16 protein-coding genes are annotated in these 17,068 nt (G+C 50.6%); 5 read left to right on the top strand and 11 right to left on the bottom strand.

Features of this window, described 5'->3' with window-relative positions:
- Positions 1-52 precede the first annotated feature (52 nt).
- Positions 53-1,099 carry a TRAP transporter substrate-binding protein gene (locus DWZ76_RS09650; RefSeq protein ID WP_107001903.1) on the top strand — a complete coding sequence of 349 codons (1,047 nt, stop codon included), beginning with the start codon at positions 53-55 and terminating at the stop codon, positions 1,097-1,099.
- A gap of 172 nt (positions 1,100-1,271) precedes the next feature.
- Here DWZ76_RS09650 and DWZ76_RS09645 read toward each other — a convergent pair whose 3' ends face one another.
- The 11 genes from DWZ76_RS09645 to DWZ76_RS09595 all read right to left on the bottom strand — a co-directional run bounded on the left by DWZ76_RS09645 (position 1,272) and on the right by DWZ76_RS09595 (position 12,198).
- Positions 1,272-1,862: a 50S ribosomal protein L25 gene (locus DWZ76_RS09645; RefSeq protein ID WP_022358832.1), complete on the bottom strand. Its 591-nt coding sequence runs from the start codon at positions 1,860-1,862 to the stop codon at positions 1,272-1,274.
- A gap of 235 nt (positions 1,863-2,097) precedes the next feature.
- On the bottom strand, positions 2,098-2,913 hold the full coding sequence (locus DWZ76_RS09640) for a histidinol-phosphatase (protein ID WP_118472533.1): 816 nt from the start codon (positions 2,911-2,913) through the stop codon (positions 2,098-2,100).
- A 95-nt stretch (positions 2,914-3,008) separates the two neighbouring features.
- On the bottom strand, positions 3,009-3,752 hold the full coding sequence (locus DWZ76_RS09635) for a YkgJ family cysteine cluster protein (RefSeq protein ID WP_118472532.1): 744 nt from the start codon (positions 3,750-3,752) through the stop codon (positions 3,009-3,011).
- A 2-nt stretch (positions 3,753-3,754) separates the two neighbouring features.
- Complete coding sequence (locus DWZ76_RS09630) at positions 3,755-4,810, bottom strand: aminotransferase class I/II-fold pyridoxal phosphate-dependent enzyme (protein WP_118472531.1); 1,056 nt, start codon at positions 4,808-4,810, stop codon at positions 3,755-3,757.
- A 75-nt stretch (positions 4,811-4,885) separates the two neighbouring features.
- Complete coding sequence (locus DWZ76_RS09625; protein WP_182431309.1) at positions 4,886-5,731, bottom strand: CPBP family intramembrane glutamic endopeptidase; 846 nt, start codon at positions 5,729-5,731, stop codon at positions 4,886-4,888.
- A 61-nt stretch (positions 5,732-5,792) separates the two neighbouring features.
- The gene (gene nth / locus DWZ76_RS09620) at positions 5,793-6,431 is read right to left on the bottom strand and encodes an endonuclease III (RefSeq protein WP_117796723.1); all 639 of its coding nucleotides are present in this window, start codon (positions 6,429-6,431) and stop codon (positions 5,793-5,795) included.
- A gap of 159 nt (positions 6,432-6,590) precedes the next feature.
- Complete coding sequence (locus DWZ76_RS09615; RefSeq protein WP_022358838.1) at positions 6,591-7,457, bottom strand: NYN domain-containing protein; 867 nt, start codon at positions 7,455-7,457, stop codon at positions 6,591-6,593.
- Positions 7,458-7,861: 404 nt separating this feature from the next.
- Positions 7,862-9,286 carry a 23S rRNA (uracil(1939)-C(5))-methyltransferase RlmD gene (rlmD, locus tag DWZ76_RS09610; protein ID WP_333549119.1) on the bottom strand — a complete coding sequence of 475 codons (1,425 nt, stop codon included), beginning with the start codon at positions 9,284-9,286 and terminating at the stop codon, positions 7,862-7,864.
- A 24-nt stretch (positions 9,287-9,310) separates the two neighbouring features.
- Complete coding sequence (locus tag DWZ76_RS09605; RefSeq protein ID WP_118472529.1) at positions 9,311-9,901, bottom strand: TIGR01440 family protein; 591 nt, start codon at positions 9,899-9,901, stop codon at positions 9,311-9,313.
- 91 nt (positions 9,902-9,992) lie between these two features.
- Positions 9,993-11,096, bottom strand: coding sequence for a chorismate synthase (aroC, locus tag DWZ76_RS09600; RefSeq protein ID WP_118472528.1), 1,104 nt, complete (start codon positions 11,094-11,096; stop codon positions 9,993-9,995).
- A gap of 25 nt (positions 11,097-11,121) precedes the next feature.
- Positions 11,122-12,198 (bottom strand): lactonase family protein, encoded by a 1,077-nt coding sequence (locus DWZ76_RS09595; protein WP_107001837.1) that lies wholly within the window; start codon positions 12,196-12,198, stop codon positions 11,122-11,124.
- Between the two features lie 396 nt (positions 12,199-12,594).
- Between DWZ76_RS09595 and DWZ76_RS09590 the strand changes: the two genes are divergently transcribed.
- Genes DWZ76_RS09590 through DWZ76_RS09575 form a run of 4 tightly spaced genes read left to right on the top strand, consistent with a single transcriptional unit; the run spans position 12,595 to position 17,009 of the window.
- A complete protein-coding gene (locus DWZ76_RS09590; protein ID WP_107001836.1) occupies positions 12,595-13,128 on the top strand; it encodes a helix-turn-helix domain-containing protein in 534 nt (177 codons plus the stop codon).
- 36 nt (positions 13,129-13,164) lie between these two features.
- Positions 13,165-14,241: a spermidine/putrescine ABC transporter ATP-binding protein gene (gene potA, locus DWZ76_RS09585; protein WP_107001835.1), complete on the top strand. Its 1,077-nt coding sequence runs from the start codon at positions 13,165-13,167 to the stop codon at positions 14,239-14,241.
- Between the two features lie 18 nt (positions 14,242-14,259).
- Positions 14,260-15,081, top strand: a complete 822-nt coding sequence (locus DWZ76_RS09580) for an ABC transporter permease (protein WP_022358845.1) — start codon at positions 14,260-14,262, stop codon at positions 15,079-15,081.
- Positions 15,081-17,009 carry an extracellular solute-binding protein gene (locus tag DWZ76_RS09575; protein ID WP_107001833.1) on the top strand — a complete coding sequence of 643 codons (1,929 nt, stop codon included), beginning with the start codon at positions 15,081-15,083 and terminating at the stop codon, positions 17,007-17,009. The genes DWZ76_RS09580 and DWZ76_RS09575 overlap by 1 nt, the downstream gene beginning before the upstream one ends.
- The last annotated feature ends 59 nt before the right edge of the window (positions 17,010-17,068 follow it).

Genomic DNA, 17,068 nt, shown 5'->3' with positions numbered 1-17,068 from the left:
GAATATTTCACATATGAAATGGATGTTTTTAAATTTGAAAGGATCTCCCATTATGATTTATATTTCAAACCTAGTGTCCCGCCGATGCCGGACTTCTTCCCGATTCGCTGCGGCGCTCATTTCTTCCTCGGTTCTTTTATTCGGTGCCTCGCTCGCGCTGAGCGGCTGCGCCTCCAGCAAGGAAGAACAGCGCTATTCCTGGCCACTGGCGACCGCCAGCCCGGAGGACACGGTAACGCAGCTGTTTGCCGAAAAATTTGCGGAGGAAGTACATGACTTAAGCAACGGCGCAATGCGGATTCAGGTTTACGCCAACTCCACACTCGGCGGTGACCGCGACCTGCTCGAAACGTGCGCGGACGGCGATATCCCGTTTGTCGTGCAGAACACCGCCCCTCAGGTTTCTTTCATGAAGGATCTCGCCGTTTTTGACCTTCCATGCGTCTTTGATTCGCTGGATGACTGCCGCAAAAAGCTGGATGATCCGGATTTTTACAATCTCATCAGCCAGGTGTACACCGACGGCGGTTACCACCTGCTCGGCATGGCAGATCAAGGATTCCGCATCATGAGCACAAATAAACCAGTTTACTCCCTGGCAGATTTCAAAGGGCAGAAAATCCGTACCATGGAAAACAGCTATCATCTCGCATTCTGGAAAGCAATCGGCGCCAATCCGACGCCAATGACCTTCAGCGAGGTGTATATCGGTCTCCAGCAGCACACGATCGACGCGCAGGAGAACCCGTATGAGGTCATCGTCTCCAACCGTCTCTACGAACAGCAGGATTATGTGGTCGAGACGAACCACCTGCCGCATCTGATCTCCTTGATTGTCAATGACGATTTCTTCCAGAACCTGACTCCAGAAGAACAGGAAATCATGACGCAGGCAGCCAAAACCGCGACCGAGTATGCCAGAGAACAGTCCGACGCGCGCATCTTTGACCGTATCGCTACGATCGAAGCGAGCGGCACCGCGATTTTAACTCTCTCGGATGAAACGCGCGATGCCATCCGGGAGGCGGCTGGAAGCGTATATGAGAATATCCGCGAGAATATTGATCCGGAAATTTATGACGCATATATGGAGCCATAACCTCATCCTCTTTTACCGTCTGCAAAAAAAGTTCATACAAAATTCAAAAGCGGATATACCGACCATCTGGTCAGTACATCCGCCTTTTCTCATGTTTCAATCATTCCGCGAAACTTTTTATCTGCCTTGCGGACAGCATCCCGTTTCGCTTCATCCTGGCACTGCGCTTCAATTATTTAGCTTCTTCTGCGTCAGCCTCTTCATCGGTCTCCGGTACATTGTTGTGAACCGCTGTGACGGTAGCAACTACTGCCTCCAGATCGGTCAGAATATCAATGTCTTTATCTTTTGCGATCGAAAGGTCTTTGACACGAATCGTATCACCAATCTCCATCTCACCAACATCAACTTTGACTTTCTCAACCAGTGCAGCCGGTAATGCACGGTACGATACTTCTTTCAGTACCTCCTGCAGAACGCCAGCTTCTACCTTGTCGTGGTTCTCGAAGATAATCTCAGCAACGGAATGAACCTTCTCATTGCTTACCAGCGCCTGGAAATCTATCTCTACAACCTGATTTGCCATTGCATCATAGTCAACTTCCTTGATCAGGACATCGTAGACTTCACCTTCTACATCCAGCATAATCTGTCCGCCCTTGGTCTCGGTCTTCAGCAGACGATCCACGTCTTTCTTTTCCATCTTAACAGGAATGGAGCCCTGAATCTTCTTACCAAATACGTTGCCTGTTACATAGCCTTCTCTTCTGAGTCTCTTTGCCTTAACATCCATGCTTCTTTTTTCAGCTTTTAAAGTAGTCATTTGTCTTTTCCTCCAAAAATCTGATCTGCGCCTTCCGCACACCCTGTGTGGAAAACACATTGTGCTTAGCAGCCCTCAGCCATGGGGTTTTGTTAAGTATCTATCTCCTTGTTACGGCTCATATTATAGCAGGGTTCTCTGAAAACGATTCACCAAAAATAAAATCATTTCGGCTTTATTTTCAGCATTTTTTAGCTTGAAATTTAGAATTTGTATATTTTTCTTTCTGTCTTTTTTATACAAGAAGTATCTCCCTAAATCCGCCACCCGGTTTCAGGGCACACACACTTTTAAATCCACACGCCACCGCCAGCTCCTGCGCCTGCTTAAACCCATATCCGATCGTGTCGGTACTGTGGCTGTCGGAGTTGATGAGGATACGTCCACCGCAGGCACACAGCTCTTTTAACAGAGCTGCGGACGGGTACGGCGCACTCCGATAGCCGCGGGACATGGCGCCTGTGTTGATCTCAAACGGAATCCCCAGAGTCGCCAGTTTGTGCATCGCCGTGATCGCCGGTTCCAGATAGGCGTCTTTCGTCTCGTCAAAATGTTTATATCCCTCGTTAAATTTTGTCAACAGATCAAAATGTCCGATGAAATCGCATTTTGTCCGGTCATAAATCTGCGCCTCTGCCTCGAAATACTCCCGTGCAAACGCGTACCAGTCACCATGCCACAGCGTCTCGACTGCTTTTACCAGTTTCTCCTCCGTATCATCCACACAAACATACTCGCCATCCTTGATGAGCGCATGGGTCGAGCCGATCGCGTACTCTGCTTTCTGCACCGGTCCCAGTCCATCCAGCTCGATCCCGATATAGAGATTCATCTTTCCCCGGTATTCCTCCCGGAGTTCTTGAAGTTCTTCGGTATACTGGCGAAGCTTCTCGTCGTCCATCCCGAATCCCGGCTCAAACATCGAAAAATCAGCATGTCCTGAAACGCCCAAATCGGTCATTCCCATCCGGTATGCCGCCTCCACCATCTCCCGCGGCGTACTCTTTCCGTCGCAGAACGTGGTGTGGGTGTGAAAATCCGTATGAAGCATCGGTAATCTCCTTTCTTATTTCACTCTGTCAAAACGGTTCAGCCTCTTCACAGCTGGGGGCAAACATCCTTGCGGATTTGTCTTCAACAAAGGATTTATCGCAAACTCCGCTCCGCCATCTGCATCCGCTTTTCAAACTGCTCGTAAAAGTCCTTCTCTCCATCATACGGAAGCAGATAGAACAGTTTCATAATCAACAGATTGCGCCGTTTTTCGCGCTCGGCTGCCGCAGCGGCACGGTTTTTCTTCTGTATCTCCTGTTCCTCCGACGTTCCGATGCATGGTTCTGCCAAAAGGTTTTGCGCCGCCTCCGTTTCCGCCATTCTTATATCTTTTAAGAAATAATGCCACCGGCTGATATACGCCTCATACCGCTTTAAATCTGGCGTATCAATCCATTTTTTCACTTTAACTTTCGTCCGGTTTTCCTTTTTACACTCATGAATCTGGAGAAAATACTGGAAACTTCCATTTTCATAAAAGCGCCCCAGTGGAAACAGGCGGCAGATACCCGGCCGGTATGCATGGATCCGGCAGCGCCCTGCTTCATCGAGAAACCCACAGGCTTCATCCGCCCCGCTCCGGAGAGCCAGATTCGGCAGAATCTGTCCGTCCACGACGTTCCACTCCACCTTTTTCTCCTCCAGCAGATGTTCCAGCGTGTCCCCGCGCAAGGTGGTCAGACGGTACACATCATATGGATCCAGCACGATCGAATTACCCATTCCGTGGCAGCACGCCGAACAGCCCCGGCAATCATCGCATCCGACTTTTACCATATCGTCCCGGCTGTACAGCTTTCCATCTGAAATCTCCGCCATCGTTACATTACGTTCCATCTCTACTTCTCTCTTTCTGCCTCAATCCGATCTAAAATCTCCCACAAATGTTCCAGATCCGCCTCTCTGGTCGCCCAGCTCGTCGCAAAACGGACAACGGTGTGATCCTCGTCATACCGCTCCCAGAAGCTCACGGAAACCTCTTTTTCAATCTGCTCCATCCGATCATTTTCCAAGATCACAAACTGCTGGTTGGTCGGGGACTCACGGAAAAACGTATAACCGCGCTGTTTTAACCCTTTCTTTAAAGCTGCCGCCATCTCTACCGCATGGCGTCCCAGGCGCTCGTACAGCCCGTCTGTAAACAGCACATCAAACTGGATTCCCAGCAGGCGTCCCTTTGCCAGCAGCGCGCCCTGCTGCTTGATCCGGGTAATAAAATGCGCCGGAACATTCTTCTTCTCACCAAATACAACTGCCTCTCCGCAGAATGCGCCAACCTTCGTGCCGCCGATATAAAATACATCACACAGATGCGCGATCTCCGAAAGACTCAGGTCATTTTTCTCTCCCGCCAGACCATATCCAAGACGCGCTCCGTCCAGATAGAGCGGGATTTCATACGAACGGCAGATCTCCGAGATCGCCTGCAGCTCCTTCCGGCTGTATAAGGTTCCGTATTCCGTCGGATGGGAAAGATACACCATTCCCGGAAATACCATATGATCATTGTTTGCGTCCGCCTCGAAATTTTGCAGATATTCCTGCAGATCCGCCGGATCAATCTTCCCATCTTTTTCCGGAAGCTGCAACACCTTATGCCCGGTGTACTCGATCGCCCCGGCTTCATGAATACTCACGTGCCCTGTCTGCGCTGCCACTACGCCCTCATACGGTGCAAGCATGCTGCTGATCACGACCGCATTCGTCTGGGTACCGCCCACCAGAAAATAAACCTCCGCCTCCGGGCATCCGGTCGCCTCCTGTATTTTTCTGGCGGCACTCTGGCAGTACCGGTCCATGCCATATCCCGGCAGACTCTCCCGGTTCGTCTCCGCCAGCTTCTGAAGTATCTCCTCGCAGGCGCCCTCTGTATAATCGCTTGCAAATGAAAGCATCGTAGTATCTCCTCCTGTTCTTTCCTCGAGCAAACACAATCCTGCGTTCTCGAAATTGTTTGTATTTTTATGTCCTCACCAGTGCCAGAGAAGCCCCCGCATCAGCATCGCCGTCAAATTTGCTGCACTGTGAAATAACACAGGTTCCCACAGACGGTTCTTTTTTTCATACAGCCACGCCAGTATAAGTCCCATGAGCGCCGCATAAATCCCCTGCGCCCAGTTTCCATGCACCAACCCGAAAAATACCGCCGATCCAAGTGCCGCCCAGAAAAATGGAAGCGCCATACGCAGGCGCTCAAATAAAATGCCGCGAAACAGCAGTTCTTCGGAAAGTGGGGCGGCAATGCCCATGAGAAAGAACTGCTGCCACAGGGCGCCGGAAAATAAAGCGGCGGCGCCCTCCGACGCACCTTTTCCCAGAGCTGCCGCAAGCATATCCCCCTGAGGCATTTTCAAACACAGAGACACCGCTTCAGCTGCCTGCCCAGTCACCCGAACCTTTTGCACTGCAATATGCAGCACTCCCAGGAAAATCTCCTTTTTTTCTAATGCCCAGAAAATCATGTTAAACACAGCGCTGAACGCAGCTGCCCCCAGCAGGATTTTCCACACATCTGGCACTTTTTCCCAGAAATATCCACATTTCTCTTCCTTTGTCGTCTTTATCTGTGGAGAGACCTGCTCTTTCATCCCGTCTGCCTCTGCTATGCGCCTTTTTTCTTTCTTTTTCTGGATCCTCCGCCAGTAAAATGGATAAATCACGGCAAATGTAAGAAACGACGACACGGTTCTTCCCGCATTTCCCTCCAGATGTCCCAGCACCTCCACACATCCGCCGATTAAATCGCTGATGACGCACGGAAAAAACATCTGCCAGACGATACGCCAATCCGCTGTCTCCTGCCGTTCTTCGTCCATTTTTCTGCCTCCTGTCATCCTTTTCCTATCTGCATCTGTTTCCATGACTTTTTCAGACTTTCTACTCCACGCCTGCCTTCGCGCAGATATCCTGCAGACAGCACTTGTCACAGTACGGCTTCGTCCGCGCCGTACAGACTTCACGCCCGTGATACACCAGGCGGTGGCAGAAATCGCTGCCTTCCTCCGGTGGAATCAGCTTCCAGAGTGCCATTTCCACGCGCTTCGGGTCCTTGATTCCTTCCACCAGCCCTATCCGGTTTACCAGGCGGATGCAGTGCGTATCCGTGACGATCGCCGGTTTTCCAAACACATCCCCCATAATGAGGTTGGCACTCTTTCTGCCGACTCCCGGAAGCTTTAACAGAGCGTTAAAATCATCCGGCACATGCCCGCCGTACTCGTCGCGCAGCACCTTCATACAAGCGCTGATGTCCCGCGCCTTGCTGTGTCCCAGACCGCACGGCTTCACAATCGCCTCGATGTCTTCCACCGGGGCATCCGCCAATGCCGCCACATTTGGATATTTCTCAAACAATCCCTTGACTACCACATTGACACGCGCATCGGTACACTGCGCCGCCAGACGGACACTGACCAGCAGCTTCCACGCCTGATTGTAGTCCAGCGTACAACCCGCATCCGGATATTCTTTTTTCAGGCGGTCAATTACCTCTAATGCAAGCTCTTCCTTTGTCATGTTCCTGTCTCTCCTATCTGCTATCCTTCACTTTTCAATTTACAGTCTGTCTTTGTAACACCTGACACAACACTACAACCACTGCTGCATTCTTCCAGCCTCATACGAATCACAGCCGCTTCTGCAACTTTTTATTCTCATACGAACCGCATATGCTTACTATTCTTCCGCGTCCGCATCCTTCTTTCGTTTTCCGCCGCGCCGTACCTTGGAAAGTACCGGCTTTTCTTCTTTCTGTTTGACACGCACATAGATGATCGACAGAATCTTATTGTGCGGATTGCGCGCTGACCGAACCTCAACGGAATCAAACAGCTCGATAAACTGCTTTAACTTCGTGCATTTATAATTTCGCGGGTCAAATCCCGGCACACGCTTTGGAAGATTGTCTCCCAGCTCCGATAAATCCACCCATCCGTCATCGTCCGCATGTGTGTTGATGATCGAGATAATCTCTTTCTCCATCTCCTCCATGTTCGGAATATTGCTGACTGCATTCGGATCGCTTTCTTTCTCTGCCTCTTTTCTGGAACCATCCGCCTCACTCTCCTTGCGCGTCTGCGGCAGGGACGGATTCTGCGACGGATTTTCATCGTTTAATAAAATATCCAGGAATTTAAATGTCTCACACGCCGAGACAAACGCATTCGGCGTCTTGCGCTCTCCCATGCCGATCACCGTCATGCCTGACTCACGCAGGCGCAGCACCAGCTTCGTAAAATCACTGTCCGAGGTGACGATACAGAAGCCATCCACATTGCCCGAATATAAAATATCCATCGCATCGATGATCAGCGCTGAATCGGAGGCATTTTTCCCCTGCGTATAATTGTACTGGAAAACCGGCGTGATCGCATAGTCGCGCAGGTTCTTCATCCACGCCCGCACGCTCGGCGTCTGAAAATCGCCGTAAAGGCGCTTGTATGTCGCACTTCCATAATTGCTGACCTCATCTAAAATCAGCTTGATATACTTGCCGGACACATTTTCCGCATCGATCAGTACGGCTATTTTTTTGTCATCCATCTCCTGTTTCCTTTCTCAAATACCGCTCAAAATATTCTCTGCCGCTTTCATCAGGGCGCACTTTCCTTTGAAATAAAAAGGCACCGGAACTTTCGCACAGTCGCATGATCGTGACTCTGAAAGCCTCCGGTGCCGGAATTTCTCAATTTCTCATCTTCACACCGCCGAAACGGTCGTGATCGACAGCCGATACAGCTTATCTATAAGTGTATCACGTTCATGAGAAATCAGCAAATATTCTTTTTATTGTTCAGGCAAATGGATTCTCCGTCTTATAAAGCATTCCCTTCGGCTGGTTAAAGCCAATCTCCGGGATGGCAAAAATACCGATGAAACCAAAGGAATGCGTCGCGACCGGAAGCACCTCGCCCCATGCGATATACGCACGCAGGATACCCTGAATTTTACACTTCTCTTGTCGCTATCTTTTTAGTTAATAAAGCTACCGTCTCCACATGCCCGCTCATCCCGAACATATCACAGCATCTCACGCGCTCCACCGCGTATCCTCTTTCATCCAGATACTTCACATCGCGCGCCAATGTGGCGGAATCGCAGCTGACATAGACTACCCGCTTTGGCTGCATCCGGACGATCGTGTCGAGGCAGACGCTGTCACAGCCTTTGCGCGGCGGATCGACGACGATGACATCGGCATAGACCTGATTTTTTTCATACTCCCTTGGAAGTACCTCTTCAGCTTTTCCGACGAAAAACTCGACATTTTCCATGCCATTTAATGCCGCGTTCCGGCGGGCATCCTCGATCGCCGGAGGGACGATCTCTACACCGTACACTTTCTTCGCTTTCTGCGCCAGAAACAGGGAAATGGTTCCGATTCCGCAGTACAGATCCCATACAGTCTCCCCACCGGTCAGCCCCGCGTATTCCAGCGCCGTTCCATAGAGTTTTTCCGTCTGCACCGGATTGACCTGATAGAAAGAAAGCGGCGAAATCTGGTATGATACATTTCCGATTTTATCTGTGATATAGCCCGGTCCGTATAAGTTTACAAGCTCCGAACCAAGAATCACGTTTGTTTTTTCCTGATTGATGTTGTAGGAAATACTGGTCATGCCAGGGACTTCTTTTAAGCGTTCCACAAAAATATCCGCGTGCGGCAGCTTCTTTCCATTGATGACGAGACAGACCATCAGCTCGCCGTTTGCAAATCCCTTCCGAATCAATGCATGGCGAATCAGACCCTTGTGCGTCTCCTCGTCATATGGCGCAATCTGGTATTCTTCCATGATTTTCTTGATAATATCCAGAATTACCGCATTTTCTTCGACACCCAGCAGGCAATCCTCCGCTTCCACAATATGGTGGGTGCGTCCCGCGTAAAATCCGGCAATGATTCTTCCATCCTTATCGCGTCCAAACGGAAACTGTGCCTTGTTGCGGTAGCGCCACGGGTGCTCCATCCCCAGGATCGGCTCCATCACGATGGTTTTATCCACAATCACACTATCCGCCCGCTCCGGCAGCCGCAGGTTCTCCATCCCGCCGATCCGGCGCAGGTTATTGTAGACCTTGCGCTCCTTAAAATGAAGCTGCGCCTCATAACTCATCATCTGAAGCTGGCAGCCGCCGCACTGTCTTGCGACCGGGCATTCCGGCATCACGCGGTCTTTGGATGCTTCCAGCACCTCCATCAGACGGGCAAAGCCATAATTTTTCTTCATTTTCATCGCCCGCGCCCGGATCCGATCCCCGATCACGGCATCTTTTACAAACCAGATATAGCCGTCCTGCTTTCCGATCCCGGCTCCATCTTCGCTCATATCTTCGATTGTCAGTTCAAATTCATCATTTTTCCTGATTTCCACGTTTTTTTGTACTCCTCATTTTCTTTATTTCGCATCCAGATAATGCGCCCGCTCTCCGCCAATATATTTCAGCCTCGTTCTCGCACACGTCACATGGGCGCCGCCGATCGCACGGATCGAGGTCCGCACCGGAACTGCAACCGGGCGCAGGTGCATACCGATGAAAGTGTCTCCGATATCGATGCCCGCGTGTGCCTGAATCCGCTCTACGGCTGTCGGATGTTCAAATCCCGCATAGGCTGCCGTTGCAAAGGAACCGCCTGCTTTTAGCTGCGGCACGACGTTTACCATCTCCAGACCATATTTTTCCGCCGCTTCTTCTTCCACAATCAGCGCCCGGTTCAGATGTTCACAGCACTGTGCCGCCAGATAAAGCCCCTGCGACTTGGTAACTGCATACAGCTCCTCAAACACCACTTTTCCGATCTCAGCGCTGGAATAGGAACCGATCTTATGCGATGCTATCTCGCTGGACGAACATCCGACCACCAAAATCTGTCCCGGCTTCATATTTGCCGCACTGAGAAGTTCCTCTGCGGCAATCCGTACTTCCTGGCGCAGCTCCTCTAACTGTCCTGCTGTCTCTATTTCTTTTGAAATTCCTGTTGCACTCATCCTGCTGCCTCCTGATTTAATGCCAGAAAAAGCCGCGGTTCAAACAGGCTGAGCCCGCCGCAGCTTTTTCAAAATTTTTATTTGCATTCCCTTACTTCCGGTAAAACTCCTGAATCCGATCCAGCCTCGCCGTCATGCCGCCCAGCAGCATATCCGCCGCCGCAAATGCCGCCATCGTCTCAACCACGACAACCGCTCTCGGCACAATGATCGGATCATGGCGTCCCTTGATGCTGATGCCGATCTCCTCGCCGCTCTTATTGACGGTTCTCTGCTCTGCGGCAATCGACGGGGTCGGTTTAAATGCCGCACGGAACACAACTTCGCTTCCATCCGTCATACCGCCTAAAATGCCGCCTGCATGGTTCGTCGCCTTGCCGACGCTTCCATCCGCCTCCATGACAAATGCGTCGTTGTTCTCGCTTCCTGCCATCTGCGCCGCATGGAAACCCTCTCCGATCTCGAAGCCTTTAACGGCACCGATCGAGCAGATTGCCTTTGCCAGGTTCGCATTAAATTTATCAAAAACCGGTTCACCAAGCCCTGCCGGAAGACCGGCAATCACGCATTCCACGATACCGCCAGCAGAATCTTTCTCCGCCATCTTCCTTTCCAGATACTGCTCTGCCTCTGCGGCTGCGGCAGCATCCGGCATATACAGCTTATTCTTTTCACATTCTGCCAGATCAAACCGATCCGGCGCCACTTCCACCGGTCCGATCGCTTTCGTGTATGCTTTTACCCGAATGTTCAAGGATTCCAGCAGCTTTGTCGCGATAGCGCCTGCTGCCACGCGTCCGATCGTCTCGCGTCCCGAAGAACGTCCGCCGCCCCGGTAATCCCGGAAACCGTATTTTTCATCGAAGGTATAATCTGCATGTCCAGGACGGTAATAACTGGCGATCTCACTGTAATCCTTCGAATGCTGATCCTGGTTCCGCACCAGCATCGAGATCGGCGTGCCCGTCGTCCGCCCTTCAAAAACGCCTGACAGGATCTCCACCGTATCGCTCTCGCTGCGCTTCGTCGTAAAACGGCTCTGCCCCGGTTTGCGGCGGTCCAGATAACGCTGAACGTCTTCCTCACAAAGCGCAAGCCCCGCCGGACAGCCATCTACGACCACGCCCACGCCTGCGCCGTGGGATTCGCCCCACGTTGTCATTGTCAGTATTTTTCCGTATGTTGATCCTGCCATTCTCGCTATTAACTCCTTCTGCCATTTAGTCTGCTTTCTTTCCTCTCGTAGGTACCTTTGTAATCACACAGCAGTTCGGCTCATTCACCGAAATACTGCGTCCGCTCATCACCAGCAGTTTCTCCTTATATTCCACCTGGAAGAAAGAAATGCTGTTACTGCCGTGGTTGATCGACGCCAGATGGTTTCCATCCGGGAAAATCGCGATATCCTTCGGGTAATCTCCACTGATCGGCAGACAGCAGAGCAGCTTCAAAAGCCCCGTCTGTGCATCGCGCTCGTAGACACTGACTGAATTATCGCCCGCATTGCTGCAGAACAGATGTGTCTCGTCCTCGGACATCCGGATCGTGCACGCTGCGGTCAGCTGGCTGGTGCGCTCCGGTGCGGTCGATGGGATCGTCTGGATCTTCTCGATCTTCGGCACACGATCGCCCGTTTCATACGTGTATACATCAATCACATTTTTGATTTCATACATCAAATACAAGAATTTTCCATCCTTGCTGAACATGAAATGTCTCGGACCAGATTCCAAATCACAGCGGATCGCGTCCACCAATGAAAGTGTTCCCTTCTCGCCATCAAACCTGTAAATCTTGACCTGGTCAATTCCCAGATCGGCTACCAGCAGGAATCTGCCATCCGGTGTGCGCTCCGCACAGCTCACATGCGGGCGGAACGTGCGCTCTGCCACGCTTCCAAGTCCCTTGTGGTAAACGCCGTCGGTCACTTCCCCGATAGAACCGTCCGGCTTCAGGCGGACCACCGTCTCCTTGCCGTCATGATAGCCGGATACGAAGATAAACTTGTCCTCCGCATCGGTCGCAATATGGCAGCCGCGCATCGCCTTGATATTTGCGCTGTTCACACGGCTGAGTGCGCCGTTTTCCAGAATCCGGAACGCCACAACGCCCTCGTCCGCGATGGAATAGAGCATCCGCCCGTCATGTGAAACAGTTAAATAGGAAGAGTTGTCCACTTCCACCTCGCACCGGTAGATAAATTTTCCCTTTTTTACATCCACATCATACACGGTAATTCCCTTTGCCTGACCGTTGTATGAGTAAGAACCCACATATGCCATATACTTATCCTGCATGAAATGTTCCTCCTTTGATCCCCCAGAACCGTTATAACGGTTTCTATCAAATTATCTGCCCCTATTTTATCATCATACCGCCATTTTTGCACCCTTTTTTCACACAATTTGAGAGCCCCCGGATTTTCCCGTTTTTTTCCTTGACACCTTCCCCACATTCTGTATAATAGATACTCGGAAGCAAGTTTATTATTTCTAAACAAAAAGATTAATTTTACATTCATTTTAGAATTTCTAAACTTTCATCTTACTTTTGTATGTTTCTAAAAACGCCGGACGGATGGTTTTCCCACCCGGTTTTTATAAAAAAGAATGTGCCCTAGCGCATCCTCGCGGAGCGTTTTTTGTTTCATAGGACGCAATTTCCTATGAAACCAGGAAAGGAGGTTCCCTCTGTTGAGTATAGGAGGAAAATTAAAGGAACTGCGAATTTTAAAGGGTCTGACGCAGGAAGAGCTGGCTGACCGCGCAGAGCTTTCGAAGGGATTTATCTCCCAGGTAGAGCGCGATCTGACCTCCCCGTCCATCGCTACTTTGATGGATATTCTCCAGTGTCTCGGCACAACCATAGGGGAGTTTTTCAACGAGGCTCCGGAAGAGCAGATTGTATTTGAAAAAAACGACTATTTTATCAAGGAAGATCCAGAACTGAAAAATGAGATTCAGTGGATCATCCCGAACGCCCAGAAGAACACGATGGAACCGATCCGCCTGACACTCGGTGTCGGCGGCTCCACCTATCCGGACAGCCCGCATGAGGGTGAGGAATTTGGCTACGTTCTTTCCGGCAGCATCCTGATTCATCTGGGGAACCGGACGTACAAAGCCAAAAAGGGCGAATCTTTTTACTATACGAGCGACAAGACGCATTACCTTGAAAGCCGCTCCGGCGCGACGATCCTCTGGGTCAGCTCGCCGCCAAGTTTCTAATACTACACATTATTTTACTATTTACGGAGGAAACGCATGAGCCAGCCATTAATCGATTTACAGCATATCTCGAAACGCTTTGACGACACCCTGGTCCTGGATGACTTGAGCCTTTCAGTAAAGGAAAATTCCTTTGTAACGCTCTTAGGTCCCAGCGGCTGCGGCAAGACGACCACGCTCCGCATCATCGGCGGATTTGAATCCCCAAATACAGGAAAAGTAATTTTCGGCGGCGAAGACATCACCAAACTTCCGCCAAACAAGCGCCAGCTAAACACCGTATTCCAGAAATACGCACTGTTTCCGCATATGAGCATCGCAGATAATATCGCATTTGGGCTAAAAATTAAGAATAAATCAAAAGCATATATTGATGACAAAATTAAGTACGCTTTAAAGCTTGTAAACCTAAACGGCTTTGAGCATCGCAGCATTGACTCTTTGAGCGGCGGTCAGCAGCAGCGTATCGCCATTGCGCGTGCGATTGTCAACGAGCCAAAGGTCCTGCTTCTCGATGAGCCGCTCGGTGCCCTAGATTTAAAACTGCGCCAGGACATGCAGTACGAGCTGATCCGTCTGAAAAATGAGTTAGGCATCACTTTTATCTATGTTACCCACGATCAGGAAGAGGCATTGACGATGTCCGATACCATCGTTGTCATGAACCAGGGTTATATCCAGCAGATGGGTTCCCCGGAACAGATCTACAACGAGCCGGAAAACGCATTCGTTGCCGACTTCATCGGCGAGAGCAACATTGTGGACGGTCTGATGATCCACGACGAGCTGGTTGAAATCTTCGGTGCGAAATTTGCCTGCGTCGATAAGGGATTCGGAACAAACCAACCTGTAGACGTTGTCATCCGCCCGGAGGACATCGACCTCGTAAAACCGGAGGAAGGCACGCTGCAGGGCATTGTCACCCACCTGATTTTCAAGGGCGTCCACTATGAGATGGAAGTCACCACACCGGACGGCTATGAATGGCTGGTTCACAGCACGGATATGTTCCCGGTCGGCGAGAAGGTCGGCATCCATGTAGACCCGTTTGACATCCAGATCATGAACAAGCCGGCGTCAGAGGACGAGGAAGCTGTGGGCGTCAATGAATAGAAAGGAGTCGGACTTAGCATGAAATCAAACGTGAAACGGCTCTTCGCCGGTCCTTATATTCTCTGGATGATCGGTTTTACCATCATCCCGCTCCTGCTGATCGTATACTACGGTCTGACAACCAAAAGCGGGGCATTTACACTGGCAAATGTCTGTTCCATCACGACACCGGAGCATATGAAGGCGCTGCTCTTATCCCTGGGTCTGTCTCTGGCTGCGACCGCCATCTGCCTGCTTTTGTCCTATCCGCTGGCTTTGGTGCTGCGCCGCCGCGGCATTGGGGCAGGCAGCTTCATGGTATTCGTCTTCATCCTTCCGATGTGGATGAATTTCCTGCTCCGCACCCTCGCGTGGCAGACGCTCCTGGAGAAAAATGGCGTTATCAACGGCATTCTTTCCTTTCTCCATCTGCCAAATATTGCCATCATCAATACCCCGTGGGCGATCATTCTGGGTATGGTATACAACTTCCTGCCTTTCATGATTCTCCCGATTTATAATGTGCTGGCAAAGATCGACGACAATACCATCAACGCCGCCAAAGACCTGGGTGCAAACAATTTCCAGACACTCATTCACATCTGGATTCCGCTCAGCATCCCGGGCATCATCAGCGGCATTACCATGGTATTTGTCCCGGCGCTGACAACCTTCGTTATTTCCAGTCTCTTAGGCGGCAGCAAGATCCTGCTCATCGGAAATGTCATCGAGCAGGAGTTCACCAAGGGAAGCAACTGGCACTTAGGTTCCGGTCTCTCGCTGGTTCTGATGATTTTCATTTTACTGAGTATGGCGCTCATCGCCAAATACGATAAAGAAGGGGAGGGCAATGCGTTCTGATGAAACATAACCGCTTAAAACAGTTTTTCCAGGACTTTTACCTGGCGCTCATCCTGCTCTTTTTATACATCCCGATCGTGACCATGATCGTTTTGTCCTTTAACAACACAAAATCGAGAACCGTCTGGGGCGGTTTTACCACCCGCTGGTATACGCAGATGTTCCAGGATTCCGCCATCATGAATGCCTTAAACAATACGCTGCTCATCGCGTTTGCGTCGGCTCTGATCGCGACCGTCATCGGCACGATCGCCGCCATCGGCATCAACAGCATGAAACGGATTCCGCGCACCATCGTCATGGGAATCAACAACATCCCGATGCTGAACTCCGATATCGTAACCGGTATCTCCCTGATGCTGGCATTTATCGCGTTCGGTATCTCTCTCGGATTTAAAACCGTGCTGATCGCGCATATCACATTTAATATTCCATATGTGATATTAAGTGTCATGCCGAAACTCAAGCAGACGAACCGGTACACCTACGAAGCCGCTCTGGATCTCGGCGCCAGCCCGCTATATGCTTTCTTCAAGGTCGTATTTCCGGACATCGTCCCGGGTATCCTCTCCGGCTTTTTGATGGCATTTACGATGTCCCTCGATGATTTTATCATTACGCACTTTACAAGAGGTGCCGGTATGGATACCTTATCCACCCTGATCTACAGCCAGGTGCGCCGAGGCATCCAGCCGACGATGTACGCCCTGTCCACGCTGATTTTCGTGGCAGTCCTGGTGCTCCTGGTGATCACCAACTTTGCCCCGGAGAAAAAATCCACCGGCAATGCGACTGTGATTGACACAGAGACCATCAAGCGCCGCAAACGCAACAACCAGATCAAGAACGGCGTTCTGGGACTTGCCTGCACGCTGATTCTGCTTGTCGTTGGTGTCAGCACCTACAGCCGCTACACCACGACTCATTCAAACGAACTGTACGTCTACAATGCAGGCGAATATATTGATCCGGACCTGATTGAGGAATTTGAACAGGAAACCGGAATCAAGGTTACCTACGACGTATTTGAGACCCTGGAAGAAATGTATCCGGTCATCGAAGCCGGCGGCGTCAACTACGATGTAGTCTGCCCATCCGACTACATGATTCAGAAAATGAAGGAAAATGACCTGCTTGCCGAACTCAACTTTGACAATATTCCAAATGTCAAAAACATTGACCCGCAGTACATGGAAATGTCCAAGCAGTTCGACCCGGAAAACAAATATTCCGTGCCATACACCTGGGGAACCGTCGGTATTCTTTATAATACGAAGCTCATCGAAGAAAAAGGACTTCCGGTTCCGACCAAATGGTCCGATCTCTGGAATCCGGCTTATAAAGGCGAGATCCTGATGCAGGACAGCGTCCGCGATGCCTTCATGGTAGCGCTCAAAAAAGACGGCTTCTCTGCCAACTCGACCGACGAAACCGAACTCCAGCAGGCAAAGCAGGATCTGATTGACCAGAAACCGCTCATACAGGCTTACGTCATCGATCAGGTACGTGACAAGATGATCGGCGGTGAGGCAGCCATCGGCGTCATCTACTCCGGCGAGATCATGTACATCCAGGATGAGGTAGCCGCACAGAACCTCCCATTCTCCCTGGAATACGTGATCCCGGAAGAGGGAACCAACGTCTGGCTCGATTCCTGGGTAGTTCCGAAAAATGCGAAAAATAAGGAAAACGCAGAAAAATGGATCAATTTCCTCTGCCGCCCGGATGTCGCAGTCAAAAACTTTGAGTACATTACCTACGCGACGCCAAACAAGGCAGCCAAGGAAATGCTGGACGAAGAAATCCAGAACAACAAAGCCGTCTTCCCAGATGCAAAGCAGCTGAAAAACTGCGAGGTTTACCGGTATCTTGGGGATGAGGCGGACGAGCTTTATAATAGTTTGTGGAAAGAAGTTAAGTCGGATTAAGCGGTGTGCCGTTTTTCAAATCATATTTGCAAAAAAGAGTCAACAGAAGTGTATTCTGC

It is taken from the genome of Clostridium sp. AF35-15 (assembly GCF_003477745.1).
In the GTDB taxonomy this organism is placed as follows: Bacteria; Bacillota; Clostridia; order Lachnospirales; family Lachnospiraceae; genus Otoolea; species Otoolea fessa.
The sequence above is the reverse complement of the archived record's forward strand: the minus strand, read 5'-3'. Positions and strand labels throughout refer to the sequence as shown.